Genomic DNA, 22,404 nt, shown 5'->3' with positions numbered 1-22,404 from the left:
GTTAAGTGGTCGCCATGACGACGGCGTTTTTGCCTGATCGCTTGGCCTGGTACATGGCGCGGTCGGCGCGCGCCAGCAGGGTGTCAAGGCTGGCGCTATCGTCCGGCAGGAACACGGCAATGCCGATGCTGGCGCTGAGCGACACGGTGGCGGTCTTCAGCGCGAACGGCTGGCGCAGCCGGGGCATGATTTTGTGGCCCATTTCCTCGGCCGCCGCCGGTGCGTGCAGGTGCTCGAGGATGATGACGAATTCGTCGCCGGCCAGCCGCGCCACAGTGTCGGTGCGGCGCACGGCATCCACCAGGCGCGCGCCGAACTGGCGCAGCAGCTCGTCGCCTTCTTCGTGGCCGTAGGTGTCGTTCACGCCCTTGAAACCGTCGAGGTCGAGGAACATCACCGCGCATGGCTGGCGCGTACGTGAGGCGCGCTGCATGGCTTCGGGCAGCGTCTCCATGAGCGCGCGGCGGTTGGGCAGGCCGGTCAGCACATCGCGCATGACCAGGTCCTGCAGCTCGGCGGTGCGTTTGCGGACCGTGCTTTCCAGCTGTTCGTTCATGGTCTGCAGTTGCTGCATGTGCTGTGCTTCGTTGCGCACCATGTCGCTCATCGCCGCTGACAGCACCTGCGCTTCACGGAAGCTGTCGATGGCAGGAATGGGCGGGGACGGCATGCCGAGCAGCGCCGCCTGCGTACGCGCCTCAATGGCGCTGCTCAGGTGATCGATCGGGGTGGCCAGCCGGTGCGCCACCCAGGCGGCGATGCCGGCCATCGCGGCGCCCACGGCGATGCTCAGCCACAGGATGCGTTGTTCCAGCGTGTGCAGCGCCGCCAGCGCGGCATCTTCCGGCTGGCGCACCAGCACCGACCATTGCAGGCTGGCGGGATCGCCGTCCTGGCCGGTGCGGCTGTAGCCGGTCAGATAGGTTTTGCCGTCGCTCCAGGTTTCGCGCAGCGCGCCGGTCTGGCCGGACTGCGCCAGCGGCAGGCTGGGGGCGCTGATTTTTTTCTCTTCCATGCCCGGCGGACCAAGCAGCACGGTGCCGTCGTTGCGGACCACGACAATCTCGGCACCGTAAGCGCGCAGGGCGGGCGTCAGCAGGTTGCCAGCCAGATGACGCGCCCAGGTCCAGCTCATGTGCACGCCCAGTACGCCCCATTGCTCGCCGCTGCTGCGCCGTACCGGTACTGCTACGTCGATGAAGCGCCATGGATCGGGCGCCTGCGGCAGTAGCTTGCCCAGCAGGACGGCCGGATGGTAGTCGATCGCATGCAGCCCGGCTTGCCCTTTCTGGAACCACGGCCGCGCGCTGACGTCGGCCTTTTCCAGCAGCCCGCGGGCCGCAGCATAGACCTTGCCGTCCATGTCGGCGACGCCGATCCAGGCGTAATCGGGGAAGGTGCTTTGCAGGCTGTCGAGCACGGCGCGGGCGGCGGCGGGATCGCGCGCTTCGCGCACCTGCGCCAGCGAGGCGACCAGCTGGACGTCGCCGGCGGCCTTGCTGACGACCCGGTTCAGCGCGTCGCGCATCTGCCACGACTGTTGCTGCAAGCGCAGCTCCGCTTCCCGGCTGGCGTAGTAGATGGTGAAGTGATCGACCAGCAGCAGCTGCAGGCCGGTGCTCACGGCCACCGTGACGCATACCCCGAGCGTGACCAGCGTGGCCAGCCGCAACCGCTTGCGCGGCTGTGCCGGACCATCGGAGGCAGCCTTTTCCGGGGGCTTAGTCATCTGTCTAGGCTAGCCTTGTCGTACGGAAAAATCAAGCAGACCAGTATTTTTTGTGCAATGGCGAATCCGGGCGTATAATCGCCGCGTCACCGCAAGGTGGCAAACGCTAGGGGTCCTGCTTCGCATTGTGCGGCGCGGGTGAGAAATACCCTCCGAACCTGATCTGGATAATGCCAGCGAAGGGAAGCTTAGGATGACGCCGCGCCACCACTCCACCGTGCGCGGGCTGCCGTCCAACCTCCTTTGCTGGCTCCTGTAGCCAACCAAAGGAGCCAAATGAACGCCAACCCAAAATTCATGTCCGCCACCGCCACGGTGGATGAGGCAGCGATTCAGCCATTACCGAATTCCCGCAAGACCTATGTGCAGGGCAGCCGCGCCGACATCCGCGTGCCGATGCGCGAAGTCTCGCAGGCCGACACGCCGGCATCGTTCGGCTTTGAAGTCAATCCGCCAGTCTATATCTACGACACCTCCGGTCCGTACACCGACCCGGAAGCGCAAATCGACATCCGCTCCGGCCTGGCCGCCACGCCGCGCATGCCGTGGATACTGGAGCGCGAAGACACCGAGGAACTGGATGGCCCGACCTCGGTCTATGGCAAGGCGCGCCTGGCCGATCCTGCGCTGGAAGAGCTGCGCTTTGATCTGCACCGCAAGCCGCGCCGCGCGCGCGCGGGCAAGAACGTCACGCAGATGCACTACGCGCGCCAGGGTATCGTCACACCGGAAATGGAATACGTCGCCATCCGCGAGAACCTGCGCCGCAAGGAATACATCGAGAGCCTGAAGACGTCCGGTCCGACCGGCCAGCGCCTGGCGGAGATGATGGGCCGCCAGCATCCGGGGCAAGCGTATGGCGCCAGCATTCCGGCCGAGATCACGCCGGAATTCGTGCGCGATGAAATCGCCCGTGGCCGCGCCATCATCCCGGCCAATATCAACCACCCGGAAGTGGAGCCGATGATTATCGGCCGTAATTTCCTGGTGAAGATCAACGCCAACATCGGCAACTCGGCCGTGACCTCGTCGATCGGCGAGGAAGTGGAAAAAATGACCTGGTCGATCCGCTGGGGCGGCGACACCGTGATGGATCTGTCGACCGGCAAGCATATCCACGAAACGCGCGAATGGATCATCCGTAACAGCCCGGTCCCGATCGGCACCGTGCCGATTTACCAGGCGCTGGAAAAGGTCAACGGCAAGGCCGAAGACCTGACCTGGGAAATCTTCCGCGACACGCTGATCGAACAGGCGGAGCAGGGCGTGGACTACTTCACCATCCACGCCGGCGTGCTGCTGCGCTATGTGCCGCTGACGGCCAAGCGCATGACGGGCATCGTCTCGCGCGGCGGTTCCATCCTGGCCAAGTGGTGCCTGGCGCATCACAAGGAAAACTTCCTGTACACGCACTTCGAAGACATCTGCCAGATCATGAAGGCGTACGATGTGTCGTTCTCGCTGGGCGATGGCCTGCGTCCCGGCTCGATCTACGACGCCAACGATGAAGCGCAGCTGGGCGAACTGAAAACGCTGGGCGAACTCACGCAGATCGCCTGGAAGCATGACGTGCAGGTGATGATCGAAGGCCCGGGCCACGTGCCGATGCAGCTCATCAAGGAGAATATGGACCTGCAGCTGGAGCAGTGCCACGAAGCGCCGTTCTACACGCTCGGCCCGCTGACCACCGACATCGCGCCAGGCTACGACCACATCACCTCCGGCATCGGCGCCGCGCAGATCGGCTGGTACGGCACCGCCATGCTGTGCTATGTCACGCCGAAGGAGCACCTGGGCCTGCCGGACAAGAATGACGTCAAGGATGGCATCATCACTTACAAGATCGCTGCGCACGCGGCCGATCTGGCCAAGGGCCATCCGGGCGCGCAGATCCGCGACAACGCGCTGTCCAAGGCGCGCTTTGAATTCCGCTGGGAAGACCAGTTCAACCTGGGCCTGGACCCGGACAAGGCGCGCTCCTTCCACGATGAGACGCTGCCCAAGGATTCGGCCAAGGTGGCGCACTTCTGCTCCATGTGCGGTCCGCATTTCTGCTCAATGAAGATCACGCAGGAAGTGCGCAAGTATGCGGAAGATGGCATGCAGGTCAAGGCGGTGGAGTTCATCAAGAACGGCGCGGAACTGTACAGCAAGGCGTAATCATGATTGAGATTGAATTGAACGGCGCCCCGCACCTGGTGCCGGCGCAGCACTCGCTGCATCAACTGATCGACGCCTTGGACCTGACAGGGCAGGCGCTGGCGCTGGCGGTCAACCGCAACGTGGTGCCGCGCCAGCAATGGCCGGAGCGCCTGTTGCAGGCGCAGGACAAAGTGGACATCGTACGCGCCATCGGTGGCGGTTAACTGGAGACAGAAATGAGTGACGTATTAACGATCGCTGGCAAGCAATACAAGTCGCGGCTGCTGGTCGGCAGCGGCAAGTACAAGGATTTGCAGCAGACCCGCGAAGCCACGGATGCGGCGGAAGCGGACATCATCACGGTGGCGATCCGCCGTGTGAATATCGGCCAGGACCCGAAGGCGCCCAGCCTGCTGGATGTGCTGCCGCCGTCGCAGTACACCATCCTGCCGAATACCGCCGGCTGCTACAACGCCAAGGATGCGATCTACACGCTGCAAATGGCGCGCGAGCTGCTCAACGGCCACAAGCTGGTAAAGCTGGAAGTGCTGGGTGACGAGAAGACGCTGTTCCCCAACATGCCGGAAACGCTGGTCGCCGCCGAAGCGCTGGTGAAGGATGGCTTCGACGTCATGGTCTACTGCAGCGACGATCCGATCCAGGCGCGCATGCTGGAGGACATCGGCTGCGTAGCGGTGATGCCGCTGGCGTCCCTGATCGGCTCCGGCATGGGTATCCTGAATCCGTGGAACCTGTCGCTGATTATCGAGCAGGCCAAGGTGCCGGTGCTGGTGGATGCCGGTGTCGGCACGGCTTCCGATGCGGCGATCGCCATGGAACTGGGCTGCGACGGGGTGCTGATGAACACCGCCATCGCTGGCGCGCAGGACCCGGTGCGCATGGCGCGCGCCATGAAGCTGGGCGTACAGGCGGGCCGCGAGGCTTATCTGGCGGGACGCATTGCGCGCAAGTTTGCGGCATCGCCATCGTCGCCGATGGCTGGCCGGCTGGCATGACCTCCAGCGGGCGGCCGTGCGTGCTGGTGTTTGCCGGACTCGATCCATCCGGCGGCGCTGGCCTGATCGCGGATGTGCAGTCGGTGGCGGCGCAGGGCGCGCATGCGCTCACGGTCTGCACTGCGCTGACGGTGCAGGATAATGACCGCGTCTACGGCGTGCAGCCGGTGGACGCGGACATGCTGCTGCGCCAGGCGCAGGTGCTGGCCGACAAATGCGTCATCAGCGCGGTCAAGATCGGCATTACCGGCAGCGCTGCCAACGCGCGCGCGATGGCGGCATTTATCCAGCAGTTGCGCGCACGCCAACCGGAACTGCCGGTGGTGCTGGACCCGGTGCTGGCCAGCGGCCATGGCGATCTGCTGTCGCGTGACGACGCAGTGCAGTCATTGGCGCCCTTGCTACCGCTGACCACCGTGCTCACGCCTAACGGGCCGGAAGCCCTGGCGCTCAGCGGCACCACGCAGCCGGACGCGCAGGCGCAGGCGCAGGTGCAGGTGCTACAGGCGCGCGGCTGCCGCCATGTACTCATCACCGGCGGTCACGGCGACGGCAACGATGTGGTCAACCGCTGGTATGGCCCCGACGCCAGTGCCGGCCCGGTCAACACCTGGCGCTGGCCGCGGCTGGCCGGCGAATTCCATGGCAGCGGCTGCACGCTGGCGGCCGCCATCGCCGCCCAGCTGGCGTTGGGCCTGCCGGTCGCCGTCGCACTGGAAAACGCCCAGCGCTACGTCCACCACGCATTGCGCGATGCGTATGCCATTGCCGATGGCCAGCGCATCCCGCTGCGCTAACTTTTGAACGAAAGCACACCATGCAAGGACTCTATCTCGTCACTCCCAACTGGGACGACACCAGCCGTATGCTGCAACTGAGCGAAGAGGCGATGAAGGCCGCGCCCATCGCCATGCTGCAATATCGCCACAAGGAAGCCGGCCCCGTGCTGCGTCACGAACAGGCCAGCGCGCTGCTGGCCCTGTGCCGCCGCCACCGCGTGCCCTTCATCGTCAACGACCATGTGGACCTGTGCACCGAGCTTGACGCCGACGGCGTGCACCTGGGCGGTACCGATGCCGAGGTGGCGCAGGTGCGCAAGCGCCTGGGCAAGGGCAAGATCATCGGCGCCTCGTGCTACGGCGACATGCTGCGCGCACTGAACGCGCAGGAGGCGAGCGCCAGTTATGTGGCGTTTGGCGGCTTTTACCCGTCGCGCGTGAAAAAGTATGCAGTGACCACCTCGCCGGCCATCCTCGACCAGGCTCGCAGCGTGATCCAGGTGCCGACCGTCGTCATCGGTGGCATGACGCCGCAGAATGCCGCGCCGCTGGTCGAACGCGGCGCCCACATGGTGGCGGCCATCAGCAGCGTCTATCAAGCCGAAAGTGTGGCGCAGGCGGTGGGGCAATTTCAATCGCTTTTCGCTGGGCGATAAAAACGCTTGAAGTGTGGACGGATTTCGGTTTTATAATGGGGCGTTAGTATCACACTAAGGTTTCCGCCCCTATGACTGCATCCGTCCCTGCACCGAAACGTCTCGTTCTCATCGTTGACGACGATCCCCTGCTGCTCGACTTCCTTGGCGAAGTGCTGGGCCATGCCGGCTACGAAGTAGTCAAGGCATCCTCGGCGGAGCAAGCCCTGCAGTCGATTGCCCAGCGCGAGCCGGACCTGGCCCTGCTGGACATCCACATGCCCGGCATGAATGGCCTGGAACTGGCCAAGCAGCTGCACGCCACCAGTTCGGTGCCATTCATGTTCCTGTCCGGCCGCGGCGACGCCGACGCCGGCAAGCAGGCCGCCTCGTATGGCGCGGTGGGCTTTCTGGTCAAACCTGTGGATGAAAAACATCTCATGCCAGCGTTTGCTGCCGGCCTGGCGCGTGCGGATGAGATCCGCCAGTTGCGCCGTACCGAGCTGAACCTGAACGCGGCACTGGCAGCGGGCCGTGAAACCAGCCTGGCGGTCGGCTTGCTGATGTGTAAATTCCAGACGGACCGCAACACCGCGTTTGAAGTGCTGCGCGACCACGCACGCTCCAACCGCCGGAAAGTGAATGAAGTTGCAGATCAGTTGCTGGCAGCAGAAGAAACGTTGAACAGCTTGCATGCCGCCTTCAGCAGCCGTCTGAAAAAGTAAACGTTCAGGACAATTTTTCTTGTCGTACGGCATTTTTGTTATACACTGTCGACTGAGCGGCGGATAAGCCTTATCCGCCCGCCTCAATCGCGGCAGCGCCTCAATTCGCACCTGCCGCTTCCATGGCCGCCTGTTCCCCGCGCCACGCCTAATTCCTTCGGCCCAACTCCGCCGAGCTTGTATTCAGCTTTCCAAGCGGAGACCGTCATGACCAATGATTTCCCTACGAGCAGCTATCGTCCCTTTACCGAAGAGAGCGGTGGCGCAATTGGTTTTTCCATTTTTGCCGCCGCGCCGCGCGTGCTGCATATCGATAGCGACCACGATGCCGCGCTGGTGCTGGCGGCGCTGCTGGTGCCGGAAACCCAGGTAACCCACGTGCCGACCATGGCCGCAGCGCAGGAACTGCTGCAGCGCGAGAAGTTTGCGCTGGTGGTGCTGGACCCGGACCTGCCGGACGGCGACGGCGTCGACCTGCTGCACGAAGTGCGCGCCATGCAGCGCGAAGCGCGGGTGCTGATGTACTCGGCCCGCCATCCCGAGCAGCACTACGCCGGCAATGCCTTCCTGCCCAAGCCGTGGACCTCGCCGCGCCAGCTGTGGCGCACCGTGTCGGATTTGCTGGGCATCGGTCCGGCGATGCCGGTTGAGCCCCAATAATCGCAACATTGATCATCTCTACACGCTGACGTCGGCCAGCGCTTGTTTTACGCTGGGGTGAGGTGATAGGCTGCTGTTCGGCCTGATCCTCCTCACCCAAGAAGAACATCATGACGTCAGCTATCAAACTCGCCATCGTTGGCGTCGGCAAGATCGTGTACGACCAGCACGTGCCGGCGATTGCGGCGCGGGCCGATGACTTCTCGCTGGTCGCCACGGCCAGCCGCCACCACACCATCGACCACATTCCCGGTTTCACGAGCATCGAGGCGATGCTGGCGGCCCATCCCGATATTGACGCTGTTTCGCTGTGCATGCCGCCGCAGTACCGCTACGCCGCCGCGCGTCAGGCGCTGGCCGCCGGCAAGCATGTCCTGCTTGAAAAGCCGCCCGGCGCCACGCTGGCGGAAGTCGCCGACCTGGCGGCGTTTGCCGCTGAAAAAGGCGTCACCCTGTTCGCCAGCTGGCACTCGCGCCATGCGCCCGGCGTGCAGCCGGCCAAAGCCCATCTGGCAGCGCATGCGCCCACTGCCGTGCAGGTGCGCTGGCAAGAAGACGTGCACCAGTGGCATCCGAACCAGGACTGGATCTGGCAGGCAGGCGGCCTGGGCGTCTTCGATCCGGGCATCAACGCGTTGTCCATCCTGACGGAGATCCTGCCATCGGCCGTATTCCTGACCCAGGCCACGTTGGCATTTCCGGAAAACCGCGAGGCGCCAATCGCCGCCGACCTGCATTTCCAGGATGCCGCGGATATCAAGGTGCATGCCGAATTCGACTGGCGCCCGGCCGGCCAGCAAGGCTGGGACATCATCGTCACCACCGCCGGCGGCGAACTGCGCCTGACCGATGGCGGCGCGCGCCTGTGGATCAACGGCGCCGGGCAGGCGCTGGCGCAGGAAGCTGAGTACCTGTCGCTGTACCGGCGCTTTGCCGCACTGATCCGCGCCGGCCAGTCGGACGTCGATGTCGCGCCGCTGCGCCACGTGGCCGATGCCTTCATGCTTGGCCGGCGCAAAGCGGTCGCCGCTTTTTACGACTGATTTGCTATGATGGCGGATCACCGAAAGGAGCATCATGAAAACTAAAGCAGCCGTTGCATGGCAAGCGGGCAAACCCCTGACGATTGAAGAAGTCGAACTGGGCGGCCCACGCGAAGGCGAGGTACTGGTCGAAATCAAGGCCACCGGCATTTGCCACACCGATTACTACACGTTGTCGGGCGCCGATCCGGAAGGCATCTTCCCGGCCATCCTGGGCCATGAGGGCGCGGGCGTGGTGGTGGACGTGGGACCTGGCGTGAAATCGCTCAAGAAGGATGACCACGTCATTCCGCTGTACACGCCGGAATGCCGCCAGTGCAAATTCTGCCTGTCGCAGAAGACCAACCTGTGCCAGTCGATCCGCTCGACGCAGGGCAAGGGCCTGATGCCGGATGCGACCAGCCGCTTCTCGATCGACGGCAAGCCGATCTACCACTACATGGGCACCTCGACCTTCTCCAACTACATCGTGGTGCCGGAGATCGCGCTGGCCAAGATCCGCTCGGACGCGCCGTTCGATAAAGTTTGCTACATCGGTTGCGGCGTCACCACCGGCGTCGGCGCAGTGCTGTTCACCGCCAAGGTGGAAGCGGGGGCCAATGTGGTGGTGTTCGGCCTGGGCGGCATCGGCCTCAACGTGATCCAGGCGGCCAAGATGGTGGGCGCCGACAAGATCATCGGCGTTGACATCAATCCGGGCCGCGAAGCGATGGCGCGCAAGTTCGGCATGACCCACTTCATCAATCCCAACGACGTCGAGAACGTGGTTGACCACATCATCCAGCTCACCGACGGCGGCGCCGACTACAGCTTCGAGTGCGTGGGCAACACCACCCTGATGCGCCAGGCGCTGGAGTGCTGCCACAAGGGCTGGGGCAAGTCCATCATCATCGGCGTGGCGGCGGCGGGCCAGGAAATCTCGACCCGTCCGTTCCAGCTGGTGACGGGCCGCGAGTGGAAGGGCTCGGCGTTTGGCGGCGCGCGTGGCCGTACTGACGTGCCGAAGATCGTCGACTGGTACATGGAAGGCAAGCTCAACATCGATGACCTGATCACCCACCGCCTTAAGCTTGAGGACATCAACCAGGGCTTCGACCTCATGAAGAGCGGCGAATCGATCCGCTCGGTAGTGCTGTACTAAATAGCGTCTCCCCAGCGCTGCGCTTATGCGCAGCGCTATCTCTTTCTTTCCACATGAAACCACATTCAAAAACCGTCATCTTTTGGGGTGCCGGAGCGACGGCTGCGCTGGGTATTCGCACGACTGTCCAGCAAACTCAATTTATTCAACGTTTGGCGGGGGCAGATGCTCTGGATGGAAAAATTCCTCCACTTAATGATCGAATTGAGCGCGCATTGGGTCGTTCAGATGATCCGCTGCACGGTGCACTCGGTGAGCTGATTACCATTTTGGGAGATCGGCCGGAAAACTATGAATATATAGGTGCCATCAATCACGACGAGATGGCGGCAATGGGCAAAAGCTGGAAGGGTACAAAAGAAGACGTCAAGGGCAGAATTATGCATCTTCGTCTGTTTTATGACTGGCCTGCGCTGAAGTCACTGATAGGGATTTGTCCTGGCAGCTCGGGGGATTCCTTCAAGCTCAATGACCTCTTTAATCTGCTCGATATGCACGGTCCCGCAGGTTTTGGCGTGAGAGCAGGGACTCGACATGCAAGAACGGAGCAGTTCTTTGACGCGCGCCGTCTGGCGGGAGCAGCGAATGCCTTGAAGATGCTGCTGGGGACCTTGTTCTACATAGACTACCAATACTGCCTGCGTGAGAAATCTGATGTCCTAGCGCAATACCTGGGTTTTGCGAAGCTGCTCGGACAGCGCATACTGAAACAAGGTCATCAACTTGCCGAGCATAACATCAAGTTAGATACGCCTAAGTTTTATGAAGGCGACGTTGCTTTTGTCAGCTTGAATTATGATCCGATTGCACTTTGGACTCAGTATTTGGCCAATCGGGAGCTGAATAATGACAAGAAGTTTTCTGTTAAAAACGTTCCCCTGACAAGTTTCCATGACGCCGGTCACGTGATTCCTTCTCGTCGTATCAACGGGCAGGCGGTCTGGCCCTGGTATCCGATGAATGAGGCTGCAGCGCAGCGTTTGAATGAGGCCGAACCCGGTGCATCGCGGGTCCGGCTGACAAAGTTTTTGTTCCCTCATGGCTGCCTTTGCTGGCGTGAGTGTCCTGACTGCGGAAAACTCTCCTCCTACTATGGTGATGAATGGAAAATAGAGTCTGACAGCCTGTTTCTGCCTCCTCCTTTGAGCGCCTTTGAGAAGAAGAGCTGTCCCAACCGGATCGAAGGGACGGAGTCTGAGCAACGCCAGGCGGGCGAGATAGACGCACGTGCTTGTCTGCACTGTGGCACGCTGAGTTACGCACATAATACTCAGATGGTGATGCAAAGTTCCTTCAAGTCGTCGCCGCCATCCTTTATCGAAGAGATTCAACGTGATCTGCGTGCGGTTGCGATGAAGGCTGAGCACATTATTTTCATGGGCTATTCATTACCTCTAGATGATGTGAGTTATCGCGCCTTCTTTGCCGCGCGTTGCCAGCGTTTTAAAACCCAGAGTTTGCGCGTATGTTGCACGATCGTCGGTTGGGATGGAGAGCATCAAAGTTGGTTTGGACCAAAAGATCTGAAATCCGGAGAGGCGTGGTTTAAAGAAAATGGCACGATAAAAGCTGCAATCGATATTTTTGGCGAGGATAATGTGCGCTTTTTTGGTGGCGGCGCGCCTGGCGTATTCCTGGAGGATGGTGTTGTCAGCGAAAAGGCGTTGGAGCGATTGTTGACTTGGTCGGAAGACTAGCAGGCCAGACGCTGAAAATTGCGGTCTGTCGCAATCCGCGCATGGAAGTGATGTGATTGAAGTAGAGTCGATGGATGTAGAAAAAAAGTTCTAGACTTCACGATCTAGATAATTTATTCTACATCCATCGACTCGGAGGGCGGCATGGATTTCACTTTCATTGTCGGCTGGGCGCTGCTGCATTTCCTGTGGCAGGGCTTGCTGATCGGCTGGAGCGTGGCGCTGGCCATGTTCCTGCTGCGCAAGGCACATCCGCAGACGCGCTATGCCGTTGCCTGCGCTGGCTTGCTGCTGTGCGCGGCGCTGCCGCTGTCCAGCATCATCGTGCAGGCGCTGGATGCGCGCGCCACTGGCGGCACCTCGGCCGTCACCACGCTGATGATGAGCGCCACCGGACAGGGCGCCGATGGCGCTGCCGCCATCACATTCGTCACCGATTCCACACTGAACGCCGTGCAGGACCTGCTGCGCCGGCAGCTGCCATGGATCGTCGGCCTGTGGCTGGCCGGGGCCGCGCTGATGGCGCTGCGTCTCGCGGTAGGCCTCAAGTGGGTGGCCGACCGCACCCGTCCTGACGAATACAGCCGCAATCCGTACTGGCAGCGCCGCCTGTCCGAACTGGCGCGCCGCTTTGGCATCGAGCAGCATGTGCGGCTCGGTGTGGTCGACAGGCTGGACAGCCCGATCACGGCGGGCTGCTGGAAACCCATCGTACTGGTGCCAGCCGCGCTGGTCACCGGCATGCCGGCGGACTTGCTGGAAGCGCTGCTGGCGCACGAACTGGCGCACATCAAGCGCCACGATTACCTGGTCAATCTCGTGCAAAGCACGATCGAGATCATCCTCTTCTACCACCCTAGTGTTTGGGCTATATCGCGCAGGATCCGGAACGAGCGAGAACAAATCGCCGACGACCTGGCTGTCGAGATGCTCGGCCAGCCGCAAAAGCTGGCGCAAGCCCTGTCGCAACTGGACCAGTTCCAGTTCGATACAACACAATTAGCCCATGCGGCTCACGGAGGAAATCTCATGTCTCGTATTAAACGCCTGCTGCGTCCCGATGTTGAACCGGTCAGCTGGAAAATGGCCATCCCGCTGGCCGGCCTGTTGGCAGCCGGTACCGTGTTCTATGTCCAGGCCGCACCGCAACCGTCCGAACCGCCAGCGCCGCCCGCCGTGGTGGCGCCGGCAGCACCGGCGGCCCCTCCAGCGCTGCCGGCCGTGCCCGCCGAACCGGCAAGCCCCGCGGTGCCGGCCCTGCCCGCGATTCCGGCCCTGCCGGCGGCGCCGCCCAAGCCACCCAAGCCAGCGAAAGTTCCGCGCGTTGCCAGCGGCGATGACAGCCGCAGCTACGTCATCGTCCGTGGCGGCAAGGACACCATGACCGTATCCGCCAACACACGCGATATCCGCAACGTCTCGCGGCTGCGTGAGCGCGTGAAAGGCGACTTCCTGTGGTTCCGCGAAGGCGACAAGACTTACCTGATCCAGGACGCCGCCGTGCTGGCCAAGGTCGACGCCGCCTGGACGCCGGTCAATACCATCGGCGAGCAGATGAACGAGCAGGGCAAGAAAATGGAAGCGCAGGGCAAGATCATGGACGCGCTCGGCGAGCAAATGGACGCCGTGGCGCACAAGGCCGAAGCCGGCACGGAGCGCGACATGCAAGCCCAGCAGCGCAAGATGGAGCAGGTGGCCCGCGAACAGGACGCCATCGCGCGCCGCATCGAACGCGCCTCACGCGAGCTGGCGCGCGACAGCAGCGAAGAAAAGGTGCGCGCATTCCAGAAACAGCAAGCCAGCCTGCAGGCGGAAATGGCGCCATTGCAACAAAAGATGGCCGATTACCAGCGCGAGATGGTGCCACAGATGGCAAAGCTGCAAGCCATGCAGGAACCGATGCGCGCGCTCAACCAGAAAATGGCTGAGGCCAGCCGTCCCATGGGCGAGCTCAACCAGCGGATGGGCGAGCTGAACGCAAAACATGCCGAAGCCGTACGCGAAGCAGAGCGCGCGCTGCGTACGCTGATGCAGGAAAGCATGCAGAACGGCAAAGCCGTGCCCACGCCCGCCGCCTAAAAATCCGGGGTCAGTTCTTGCAATCCAACACGGGCTCTGCTTTAGCAGCCGCTAAAGCAGAGCCCGTGTTGGATTGCAAGAACTGACCCCGGATTGAGCGCGGGTCCCCGGTATAATCATGGGATGCAAAATCTTCTCCATAATCTCAACGATGAACAGCTCGCTGCTGTTACCTTGCCTTCGCAGAGCGCCCTGATCCTGGCGGGCGCCGGTTCCGGCAAAACCCGCGTCCTGACGACCCGTATCGCCTGGCTGATTCAAACCGGCCAGGTGTCGCCTTCCGGCATCCTGGCGGTGACTTTTACCAATAAGGCCGCCAAGGAGATGCTGACCCGTTTGTCGGCGATGTTGCCGATTAATACACGCGGCATGTGGATCGGCACCTTCCACGGCCTGTGCAACCGCCTGCTGCGCACCCATCACCGCGACGCCGCACTGCCGCAGACGTTCCAGATCCTGGATACGCAAGACCAGTTGTCGGCCATCAAGCGCCTGCTCAAGGCCAATAATGTGGATGACGAGAAATTCCCTGCCAAGGAGGTGATGTATTTCATCAATGGCGCCAAGGACCAGGGCCTGCGCGCGGACAAGATTGATCCCTACAACGCGGATGAGCGCAAGAAGGTCGAGCTGTACCAGCTTTACGACGATCAGTGCCAGCGCGAAGGCGTGGTGGATTTTGCCGAGCTGCTGCTGCGCACCTACGAGCTGCTCAGCCGTAACCAGCCGCTGCGCGAGCATTACCAGCAGCGCTTCCAGCACATCCTGGTCGATGAGTTCCAGGATACCAATGATCTGCAATACAAATGGCTGAAGCTGCTCTCGGGCCACGGTGGCCAGCAGGGCGGCGTGCTGTTTGCCGTCGGCGACGATGACCAGTCGATCTACGCTTTCCGCGGCGCCAACGTCGGCAATATGAGTGCGTTCGAGCGCGAGTTCAATGTCAAGAATCTGATCAAGCTGGAGCAGAACTACCGCTCGCATGGCCACATTCTGGACGCCGCCAACGTGCTGATCGCCAACAACAGCAAGCGCCTGGGCAAGAATCTGCGCACCGATGCCGGTCACGGCGAGCAGGTACGCGTCTACGAGGCCAACTCGGACCTGTCCGAAGCTGCGTGGATTATTGAAGAAACCAAGAACCTGATCCATGACGGCGCTTCGCGCAGCGAGATCGCGGTGCTGTACCGTTCCAATGCGCAGTCGCGCGTGATCGAGCATGCGCTGTTCTCGGCCGGCATTCCGTATCATGTGTACGGTGGCCTGCGCTACTTCCAGCGCGCCGAGGTCAAGCACGCCATCGCCTACCTGCAGCTGATGGACAATCCGCACAACGATTCCGCCTTCATGCGCGTGGTGAATTTCCCGGCGCGCGGCATTGGCGTGCGTTCGATCGAGACGCTGCAGGCGGCGGCCGACCAGTACGGTATTTCGCTGTACGCGGCGGTGCCCTATGTGACGGGCAAGGCGGGCACCTCGTTGACCGGATTCGTCAAGCTGGTCGAAGGCGCGCGTTTTGAAACCCAGCAGATGGCGCTGCCGGAACTGGTGCGCGTGGTGCTGGAACAGTCCACGCTGCTGGCCCACTACGCCACCGAAAAAGAAGGCGCCGACCGCATTGAAAACTTGGAGCAGATGGTCAGCGCCGCCACCCAGTTTGTCTCGGAAGAAGGCTATGGCCAGGGGGCGCCCGCGCACCTGGGGCCGCAGGCGCAGGCAGCGTCGGGCGCCGCCATCCTGAATGCCGATGGCGTCGAGATTCTGGATGCGGATGCGCCGCTGTCCACCGTGATGTCGCCGCTGTCGGCCTTCCTGTCGCATGCCTCGCTGGAGGCGGGCGACAACCAGGCGACGGCAGGCCAGGAAGCGGTGCAGATGATGACGGTGCACTCGGCCAAGGGCCTGGAGTTCAACAACGTCTTCATCACTGGTCTGGAAGAGGGCTTGTTCCCGCACGAGAGCAGCTCGCGCGAGCACGACGGCGTGGAAGAGGAACGCCGCCTGATGTATGTGGCCATCACGCGCGCGCGCCAGCGCCTGTACCTGAGCTTTGCCCAGACCCGCATGCTGCACGGCCAGACCCGCTACAACATGAAGTCGCGCTTCTTTGATGAGTTGCCGGAAGATGCGCTGAAATGGCTGACGCCGAAGGTTCAGCCGAACTGGTTCGGCGGCCGCAAGTCGGCCTGGGATGAGGCGCCGCTGGTGGGCTCGGATAACGCGATTGCGCAGAAGTTCGCCAGCAAGGCCATCGCGGGCTCAGGCTGGCGCATCGGTGAATCGGTGGCCCACGCCAAGTTCGGCGAAGGTGTGATTGTGAACATCGAGGGCAGTGGCAACAATGCCCGCGCCCAGATCAATTTTGGTGCTGCCGGGATGAAGGTGCTGGACCTGAGCGTTGCCAAGCTGGATCGTCTGTAACCGCAGTCTCCACCACATGCAGCCGCCGGCCTGACAGCTGGCGGCGCATGGCGCGCATGGCCGGCGCTTCCACCAGGTGCCAGCTCAGCATGGCCATCGGTATGGTCAGGCCGATGCCGGCCGCGATCATGGGCACGGCGGTCATGGACGGAATGGCCGCTTTCAGCATGGTCATGATGGGCCAGTGATAGAGGTAGATGCCGTATGAGTAGTCGTGGCGGCGCAGATAGGCCCAGCGCTGCATGCGCGTGCTGCCTGCCCACAGCGCCAGCGCGGTACAGACCAGCGCCAGACCGAACCAGGTGAAGCCGGTTGGCCCCATCGATGCGGTGCGGGTCCAGTTGATGGCGACAAACACGACGGCGCAAGCGACTTGCACCGGCCCCACGCGCAACTGCGCGGCCAGCGAGCAGCACAGCATCCCCACCAGGAACATCGACCACAGCTGGGTTTCCCAGACATAGCCGCTGGCGACGTCGGGGAACAGCTGCGTCGCCAGCAGCAGGAAGGCGGCGCAGCCCATGAACCACTGGCGCAGCGGCAGGGCCGCAGCCATGCCCAGCAGCGCGACCATCACATACATGCGGCCTTCCCAGAACAGTGTCCACAGCGGCGCGTTGATGGCTTGTCCGCCCAGTACGCCGTTGATATGCCATTCGGTGTCGGGAATCACAAAGCGCAGGCCATGCAGGCCCACATTGGCGAGGATGTATTGCCAGGTGTCGCGGCTGAATATGCCATGGGCTTCCGGTGCGGAAAAGAACAGCACGGCGCACAGCGTCATCAGCGGCACGCACACCGCCAGCGCCGGCAGCAGGCGCGCGGCGCGGCGTGCGGCAAAGCGGCCCAGGTGCGGATCGTTGATCCAGCTGCGCGTGACAAAGAAGCCGCTGATGAGGAAAAACACGGCCAGCGCCAGGCGGCCGGTATCGGCGGCCGGGGAGAACAGCTTGCCCAGCGGCTCCAGGGCTGGAATGGTGCCGGTGGTCATATAGGCGTGGAAATAGGCGACCGTCAGCGCGGTTGCCAGCCGCACCAGGTTGAAGCCGTTATCGCTGGCGTCCGCGGCTTCCGCCAGCGTACGCCGTGGCGTGCTCAAGGCGTCTCCTTGGACAGTGCCGGCGAGGCGTCCGGCGTGCCGAAGATCTGGCGATAGCTGGCATACAGCGTGCAATGCATCAGCACAATCATCATCAGGAAGATGGTGAAGATGGCCGTCAATTCAATTTGCGCGGAACTGAACAGCAGTACCGGAATGGCCGTCAGGATCTGGAACATCAGGAACAGCGACACGGCCGTGGTCAGGAAGGCCTTGATGTCGCGGCTCACCGTGACCACGCTGAAGAACAGTGCTTTGCCGAGCGCCATTTTCTGCCAGTAGATCAGCGGCGCGGCCAGGCAGCTCAGCATCCAGCCGACCATGTACACCACCGACGAAATGAACAGCGCGCTGCGCGATTTTTCAATGAGCTCCTGGTCCATCGGAATCTGGCGCGTGGCCATTTTGAGCAGCACGCCATCGTCGAGCAGGGTCAGCAGCATCATCGACAGCATCATCACCAGCAGGTAGATCACGCCCAGCAGCAGCAAGGGCTTGCGCACCGGCTTGCGGAAACCGGCCAGCGCCAGGTTCGGCAATGCGCGCTGGCCCTGGTCGATGTCGGCGCAGGCTTGCAGCAGCGCTACGCTGAACAGCGGCGCCAGCACCACAGGCGCCATGCCGCCCACCAGGGGAATGAACAGCGACAGCATGGCGATGAACATGCAGCTGAAGAACAGGGCCATCAACGCGCCCGGCTGTTTGCGGAATACGTCCAGACCTTGCTTCACCCAGAGCCAGCCGACGCGTGCGGGGAGTTTTTCCATCAGAACAGCTCCGGCGCCGGGGTGGCGATGCGTTCCCGCAGGATGCGCTCGAAATGGCCGGGATCGTGCGGCGTCAGGATTTCTGCCTCGCGCGGACGATAGTAGTCATACAGGCGCGACAGCCAGAAGCGCAGCGCGCCGGCGCGCAGCATGGTCTGCCAGGCGTGTTGTTCCGCTTCGGTGAACGGCCGCACGGCATGGTAGGCGTCCAGCATGGCGCGCACGCGCGCCGCATCGAGCACGCCGGTGCTGAGGTCGATGCACCAGTCGTTGACGGTGACGGCCACATCGAACAGCCAGGTGTCGCAGCCGGCAAAGTAGAAATCGAAGAAGCCGGTCAGGCGTTCGCCCTCAAACATCACGTTGTTGCGGAACAGGTCGGCATGCACGGGACCGCGCTGCAGCTGTTTGTAGGTTTCGCAGGCGGCAAAGGTTTCCTGGTAGTGCACTTCGGCCTTGAGCAGCTGTGCCTTGTCGGCCGGAATATAGGGCAGGACCTCGGGCGTGGTTGCATGCCACCATTCCAGCCCGCGCAGGTTGGGCTGCTGGAGTGGGTAGTCGCGGCCGGCCAGATGCATTTTCGCCAGCATGGCGCCCACTGCGGCGCAATGCACCGGTTGCGGCGTCATTTGCGAGCGGCCGGCGAGCTTGGTGACGATGGACGCCGGCTTGCCGTGCAGTGCGACGATCAGCTCGCCCTTGTCGTTGGCGATCGGGTCGGGCACCAGCACGCCGTGGGCGGCCAGGTGGTGCATCAGCTTGAGGTAAAACGGCAGCTGCTCAAACGACAGGTTTTCAAAGATGGTGAGCACATACTCGCCACGTTCGGTGGTGAGGAAGAAATTGCTGTTCTCGATGCCGGAACTGATGCCTTTGAGCTCAAGCGCCTGGCCGAGCGGGAATTGGGTGATCCACTGGGAGACATCGTCCAGCGATACCGGGGTAAAGACTGCCATGTGCGAATAGGGTGGTTGATGACGGCCTGCGGCGTGCAGGCCGGCGTAGGGTTATTTGGCGGCAGGCGGAGATGGCGGCGCGTTGGTTTCCGGCGCGCTGTCTTCGTCTGTGGTTTTCTTTTTCTTCTTGCCGATGTCAAATTCCATGATCGTCCATTGCGGGCCGCGGTTGCTGCCGCCCAGTGCATCACCGGGCAGGGCGGTGCCGGCCGGGTGGTTGGGACGTAGGGTGTAGGTGCTCGGGCCGCTTTTGACGGTCGCTTCGGTCACGTTGCCGCTGTTGTCGCGTTTTTCCGTGATTTTGCCTTCGGTGCCGGGTTTGGCGGTGACAGTGATGGGATCGTCGGCAATTTCTTCGATTTTTTCCAGCTTGGGCGGCGCCTGGCTCGGAGTCGACTGTGCAAACGCCGCATGGGCGACCAGTGTCAGGAGGAGAACGGAAATGCGCTTCATGATGGATCGCCTTTAGCAGAGAAAAAGCCGCAGAATTTTTATGTATGGTCCATTGTAACAAACAGACACGCATCGCTGGGCTTTCCCTCTGTGGTCGGGCCGGCTATTGTCGTTGTGAAAACATTGTGGCGCCGGCGGCGGGGGACCAAAACCTGCGATAATGTTGCATTCAAGGCTAAGCACCCTCATCTAGTTTCCCTATGCAAAATACCCTGTTGTTAGTAGACGGCTCCAGCTATCTTTACCGCGCGTTCCACGCGCTGCCAGACCTGCGCAGCCCGGACGGCCATCCGACCGGCGCCATGCACGGCATGGTCAATATGCTGCGCCGTCTGCGTGCGGACTTCCCGGCCGCCTACATCGCCTGCGTGTTCGACGCCAAGGGCAAGACCTTCCGTGACGAGATGTACCCGGAATACAAGGCCACGCGCGCGTCGATGCCGGACGACCTGCGCCTGCAGATCGAGCCCATCCACGAGGCGGTCAACGCCATGGGCTGGCCGATCCTGATGGTGGAAGGCGTGGAGGCGGATGACGTGATCGGTACGCTGTCGGCCGATGCCGCCAAGGCCGGCATGAATGTGGTGGTGTCCACCGGCGACAAGGATCTGGCGCAGCTGGTCAATCCGCAAGTCATGCTGATCAACACCATGACCAACGAGAAGATGGACGAAGCGGGCGTGCTGGCCAAGTTTGGCGTGCCGCCCAACCGCATCATCGACTACCTGACCCTGATCGGCGACACCGTCGACAACGTGCCGGGCGTGACCAAGTGCGGCCCGAAGACGGCGCTCAAGTGGCTGACCCAGTACGACTCGCTGGACGGCGTGATGACCAACGCCGCCAGCATCACCGGCGCGGTCGGCCAGAACCTGCGCGACGCGCTGGAATGGCTGCCGAAAGGCCGTGAACTGATTACCGTCAAACTGGACTGCGACCTGTCCGGCCACATGGTGTCGATCACCGAATCGCTGACCGCGCGCGCCGAAGACAAGGATGCGCTGCAGGCGTTCTTTGCCAAATACGGCTTCAAGACCTTGCTGCGTGAACTGAGCTCCGCTGCCGGCGCCGCTGCGCCCGCCGCCAAGGCTGCGCCCGCCGCCAAGGCTGCGCCCGCCGCCAAGGCTGCGCCCGCCGCCAAGGCTGCGCTGGACGCACCGGTCGGTGGCGCCGTGTCCGCCACCGGCGACCTGTTTGCCGAGCCGGTCGCCACCGAGTACGAAACCGTGCTGACCGAAGCGCAGCTGGACAGCTGGATCGCCAAAATCAACGCCGCCGAGTTGACCGCCGTCGATACGGAAACCACCTCGCTGGAGCCGATGACGGCGCAGCTGGTCGGCATTTCGTTGTCGGTCAAGGCGGGCGAAGCGTGCTACATCCCGGTGGCGCACGCCTACCAGGGCGTGCCGGTGCAGCTCGAGCGCGAACACGTGCTGGCCCGGCTCAAGCCATGGCTGGAAGACGCCAGCAAGCTCAAGGTCGGCCAGAACCTCAAGTACGACAGCCATATCTTTGCCAACCACGGCGTGCGCCTGCAAGGCATCCATCACGATACGCTGCTGGAGTCGTACGTGTTTGAATCGCACCGCACGCACGACATGGACAGCCTGGCGCTGCGCCACCTGAACCACACCACGATTCCATTCTCGGATGTGTGCGGCAAGGGCGCCAGCATGATTACCTTCGACCAGGTGGCGATCGACCGCGCCACCGCCTACGCGGCGGAAGATGCCGACATCACGCTGCGCCTGCACCAGAACATGATTGGCGAAGTGGAGAAGGATGACAAGCTCAACTTCATCTACCGCCAGATCGAACTGCCGACCGCCGTGGTGCTGCAGAAGATCGAGCGCAACGGTGTGCAGATCGACGCCGCGCTGCTGGAGCAGCAGTCGGCTGAACTGGGCGCGCGCATCGTCGAGCTGGAAGCCAAGGCGCACGAACTGGCAGAGCAGCCGTTCAATCTGGGTTCGCCCAAACAGATCGGCGAAATCTTCTTTGAGAAGCTCAAGCTGCCGGTGGTGAAGAAGACCCCGAGCGGCGCGCCGTCCACCGACGAGGAAGTGCTGCAAAAGCTGGCGGAAGACTATCCGCTGCCGAAAGTGCTGCTGGAGTACCGCAGCCTGTCCAAGCTCAAGTCGACCTATACCGACAAGCTGCCGAAAGGGATCAACAAGGACACGGGGCGTGTGCACACCAACTACGCGCAGGCGGTAGCGGTGACGGGCCGTCTGGCGTCCAACGATCCCAACCTGCAGAACATTCCGATCCGCACCAAGGAAGGCCGCCGCATCCGCGAAGCGTTTGTGGCGCCGGCCGGTTCGCACATCGTCTCGGCCGACTATTCGCAGATCGAGCTGCGCATCATGGCGCACATTTCGGAAGACGAGAACATGCTGCGCGCGTTTGCCGATGGCGTGGACATTCACCGCGCCACTGCCGCTGAAATCTTTGGCGTGGCGCCGGAATCGGTCGAGAGCGAGCAGCGCCGCTATGCCAAGGTGATTAACTTCGGCCTGATCTACGGCATGAGCGCCTTTGGCCTGGCCGGCAATCTGGGCATCGAGCGTGCCGCAGCGCAGAGCTATATCGAGCGCTACTTCGCGCGCTTCTCGGGCGTCAAGCAGTATATGGACGACACGCGCCTGCAAGCCAAGGCGCGCGGCTATGTGGAAACCGTGTTCGGCCGCCGCCTGTGGCTGCCGGAGATCAATTCGCCTAACGGCCCGCGCCGCCAGGGCGCCGAACGTGCCGCCATTAACGCGCCGATGCAAGGCACGGCGGCGGACCTGATCAAGCTGTCCATGATCGCGGTGCAGGACTGGCTGGAAACCGAACAGCTGCAGACCAAAATGATCATGCAGGTGCACGACGAGCTGGTGCTGGAAGTGCCGGACGCGGAACTGGAACTCGTCAAGCAGAAGCTGCCGGAACTGATGGCTGGCGTGGCCAAGCTGAAAGTGCCGCTGATTGCCGAAGTGGGCGTCGGCAGCAATTGGGATCAAGCACACTAATCCGTCGTCCCCGCGCCTGCGGGAATGACGCTTCTTCTACAAACGGAG

The 22,404-nt window shown here is 62.5% G+C and carries 18 protein-coding genes and 1 riboswitch; of the genes, 13 read left to right on the top strand and 5 right to left on the bottom strand.

Annotated features, from left to right (window positions below; genetic code table 11):
• Window position 1: 1 nt before the first annotated feature.
• A complete protein-coding gene (locus tag GTP58_RS21810; protein ID WP_161079226.1) occupies window positions 2-1,729 on the bottom strand; it encodes a diguanylate cyclase domain-containing protein in 1,728 nt (575 codons plus the stop codon).
• A gap of 98 nt (window positions 1,730-1,827) precedes the next feature.
• A riboswitch (TPP riboswitch) is annotated at window positions 1,828-1,931 on the top strand.
• A 74-nt stretch (window positions 1,932-2,005) separates the two neighbouring features.
• On the opposite strand from GTP58_RS21810, the gene thiC reads away from it, so the two are divergent.
• The 12 genes from thiC to GTP58_RS21750 all read left to right on the top strand — a co-directional run bounded on the left by thiC (window position 2,006) and on the right by GTP58_RS21750 (window position 16,067).
• Window positions 2,006-3,889: a phosphomethylpyrimidine synthase ThiC gene (thiC, locus tag GTP58_RS21805; RefSeq protein ID WP_161079225.1), complete on the top strand. Its 1,884-nt coding sequence runs from the start codon at window positions 2,006-2,008 to the stop codon at window positions 3,887-3,889.
• Window positions 3,890-3,891: 2 nt separating this feature from the next.
• Window positions 3,892-4,095: a sulfur carrier protein ThiS gene (thiS, locus tag GTP58_RS21800; RefSeq protein ID WP_161079224.1), complete on the top strand. Its 204-nt coding sequence runs from the start codon at window positions 3,892-3,894 to the stop codon at window positions 4,093-4,095.
• Window positions 4,096-4,107: 12 nt separating this feature from the next.
• Window positions 4,108-4,887, top strand: coding sequence for a thiazole synthase (locus GTP58_RS21795; protein WP_161079223.1), 780 nt, complete (start codon window positions 4,108-4,110; stop codon window positions 4,885-4,887).
• On the top strand, window positions 4,884-5,684 hold the full coding sequence (locus tag GTP58_RS21790; RefSeq protein WP_161079222.1) for a hydroxymethylpyrimidine/phosphomethylpyrimidine kinase: 801 nt from the start codon (window positions 4,884-4,886) through the stop codon (window positions 5,682-5,684). Before GTP58_RS21795 ends, GTP58_RS21790 begins: the two co-directional genes overlap by 4 nt.
• Before the next feature lie 20 nt (window positions 5,685-5,704).
• Entirely contained in the window at window positions 5,705-6,322 is a 618-nt protein-coding gene (gene thiE, locus GTP58_RS21785; RefSeq protein ID WP_161079221.1) for a thiamine phosphate synthase, read from the top strand.
• A 71-nt stretch (window positions 6,323-6,393) separates the two neighbouring features.
• Complete coding sequence (locus tag GTP58_RS21780) at window positions 6,394-7,026, top strand: ANTAR domain-containing response regulator (protein ID WP_072788937.1); 633 nt, start codon at window positions 6,394-6,396, stop codon at window positions 7,024-7,026.
• A gap of 207 nt (window positions 7,027-7,233) precedes the next feature.
• Window positions 7,234-7,686, top strand: a complete 453-nt coding sequence (locus GTP58_RS21775) for a response regulator (RefSeq protein ID WP_072788935.1) — start codon at window positions 7,234-7,236, stop codon at window positions 7,684-7,686.
• A 110-nt stretch (window positions 7,687-7,796) separates the two neighbouring features.
• On the top strand, window positions 7,797-8,729 hold the full coding sequence (locus GTP58_RS21770) for a Gfo/Idh/MocA family protein (RefSeq protein WP_161079220.1): 933 nt from the start codon (window positions 7,797-7,799) through the stop codon (window positions 8,727-8,729).
• Window positions 8,730-8,763: 34 nt separating this feature from the next.
• On the top strand, window positions 8,764-9,870 hold the full coding sequence (locus tag GTP58_RS21765; RefSeq protein WP_161079219.1) for an S-(hydroxymethyl)glutathione dehydrogenase/class III alcohol dehydrogenase: 1,107 nt from the start codon (window positions 8,764-8,766) through the stop codon (window positions 9,868-9,870).
• Window positions 9,871-9,923: 53 nt separating this feature from the next.
• Entirely contained in the window at window positions 9,924-11,567 is a 1,644-nt protein-coding gene (locus tag GTP58_RS21760) for a hypothetical protein (protein WP_161079218.1), read from the top strand.
• A 144-nt stretch (window positions 11,568-11,711) separates the two neighbouring features.
• On the top strand, window positions 11,712-13,646 hold the full coding sequence (locus GTP58_RS21755) for a M56 family metallopeptidase (RefSeq protein WP_161079217.1): 1,935 nt from the start codon (window positions 11,712-11,714) through the stop codon (window positions 13,644-13,646).
• Between the two features lie 123 nt (window positions 13,647-13,769).
• Window positions 13,770-16,067 (top strand): UvrD-helicase domain-containing protein, encoded by a 2,298-nt coding sequence (locus GTP58_RS21750; protein ID WP_161079216.1) that lies wholly within the window; start codon window positions 13,770-13,772, stop codon window positions 16,065-16,067.
• On the opposite strand, the gene GTP58_RS21745 is transcribed toward GTP58_RS21750, so the two are convergent.
• From GTP58_RS21745 to GTP58_RS21730, 4 genes are read right to left on the bottom strand one after another with little or no spacing between them, the layout of a single operon-like run.
• Window positions 16,003-17,166 (bottom strand): acyltransferase, encoded by a 1,164-nt coding sequence (locus GTP58_RS21745; RefSeq protein WP_161079215.1) that lies wholly within the window; start codon window positions 17,164-17,166, stop codon window positions 16,003-16,005. The two genes, GTP58_RS21750 and GTP58_RS21745, sit on opposite strands and share 65 nt — an antisense overlap.
• Window positions 17,163-17,933 carry a BPSS1780 family membrane protein gene (locus GTP58_RS21740; protein WP_161079214.1) on the bottom strand — a complete coding sequence of 257 codons (771 nt, stop codon included), beginning with the start codon at window positions 17,931-17,933 and terminating at the stop codon, window positions 17,163-17,165. Before GTP58_RS21740 ends, GTP58_RS21745 begins: the two co-directional genes overlap by 4 nt.
• On the bottom strand, window positions 17,933-18,889 hold the full coding sequence (locus GTP58_RS21735) for a homoserine kinase (protein WP_161079213.1): 957 nt from the start codon (window positions 18,887-18,889) through the stop codon (window positions 17,933-17,935). The genes GTP58_RS21740 and GTP58_RS21735 overlap by 1 nt, the downstream gene beginning before the upstream one ends.
• A 51-nt stretch (window positions 18,890-18,940) precedes the next feature.
• Window positions 18,941-19,342 carry a hypothetical protein gene (locus tag GTP58_RS21730; protein ID WP_161079212.1) on the bottom strand — a complete coding sequence of 134 codons (402 nt, stop codon included), beginning with the start codon at window positions 19,340-19,342 and terminating at the stop codon, window positions 18,941-18,943.
• A 200-nt stretch (window positions 19,343-19,542) separates the two neighbouring features.
• Here GTP58_RS21730 and polA point away from each other — a divergent pair, with 200 nt between their 5' ends.
• Window positions 19,543-22,356 carry a DNA polymerase I gene (gene polA, locus GTP58_RS21725; protein ID WP_161079211.1) on the top strand — a complete coding sequence of 938 codons (2,814 nt, stop codon included), beginning with the start codon at window positions 19,543-19,545 and terminating at the stop codon, window positions 22,354-22,356.
• Window positions 22,357-22,404 lie beyond the last annotated feature (48 nt).

This window comes from Duganella sp. CY15W, from assembly GCF_009857555.1.
GTDB lineage: Bacteria > Pseudomonadota > Gammaproteobacteria > Burkholderiales > Burkholderiaceae_D > Rugamonas > Rugamonas sacchari.
Note: the sequence above shows the minus strand (reverse complement) of the source record. Positions and strands in the feature narration are given on the sequence as shown.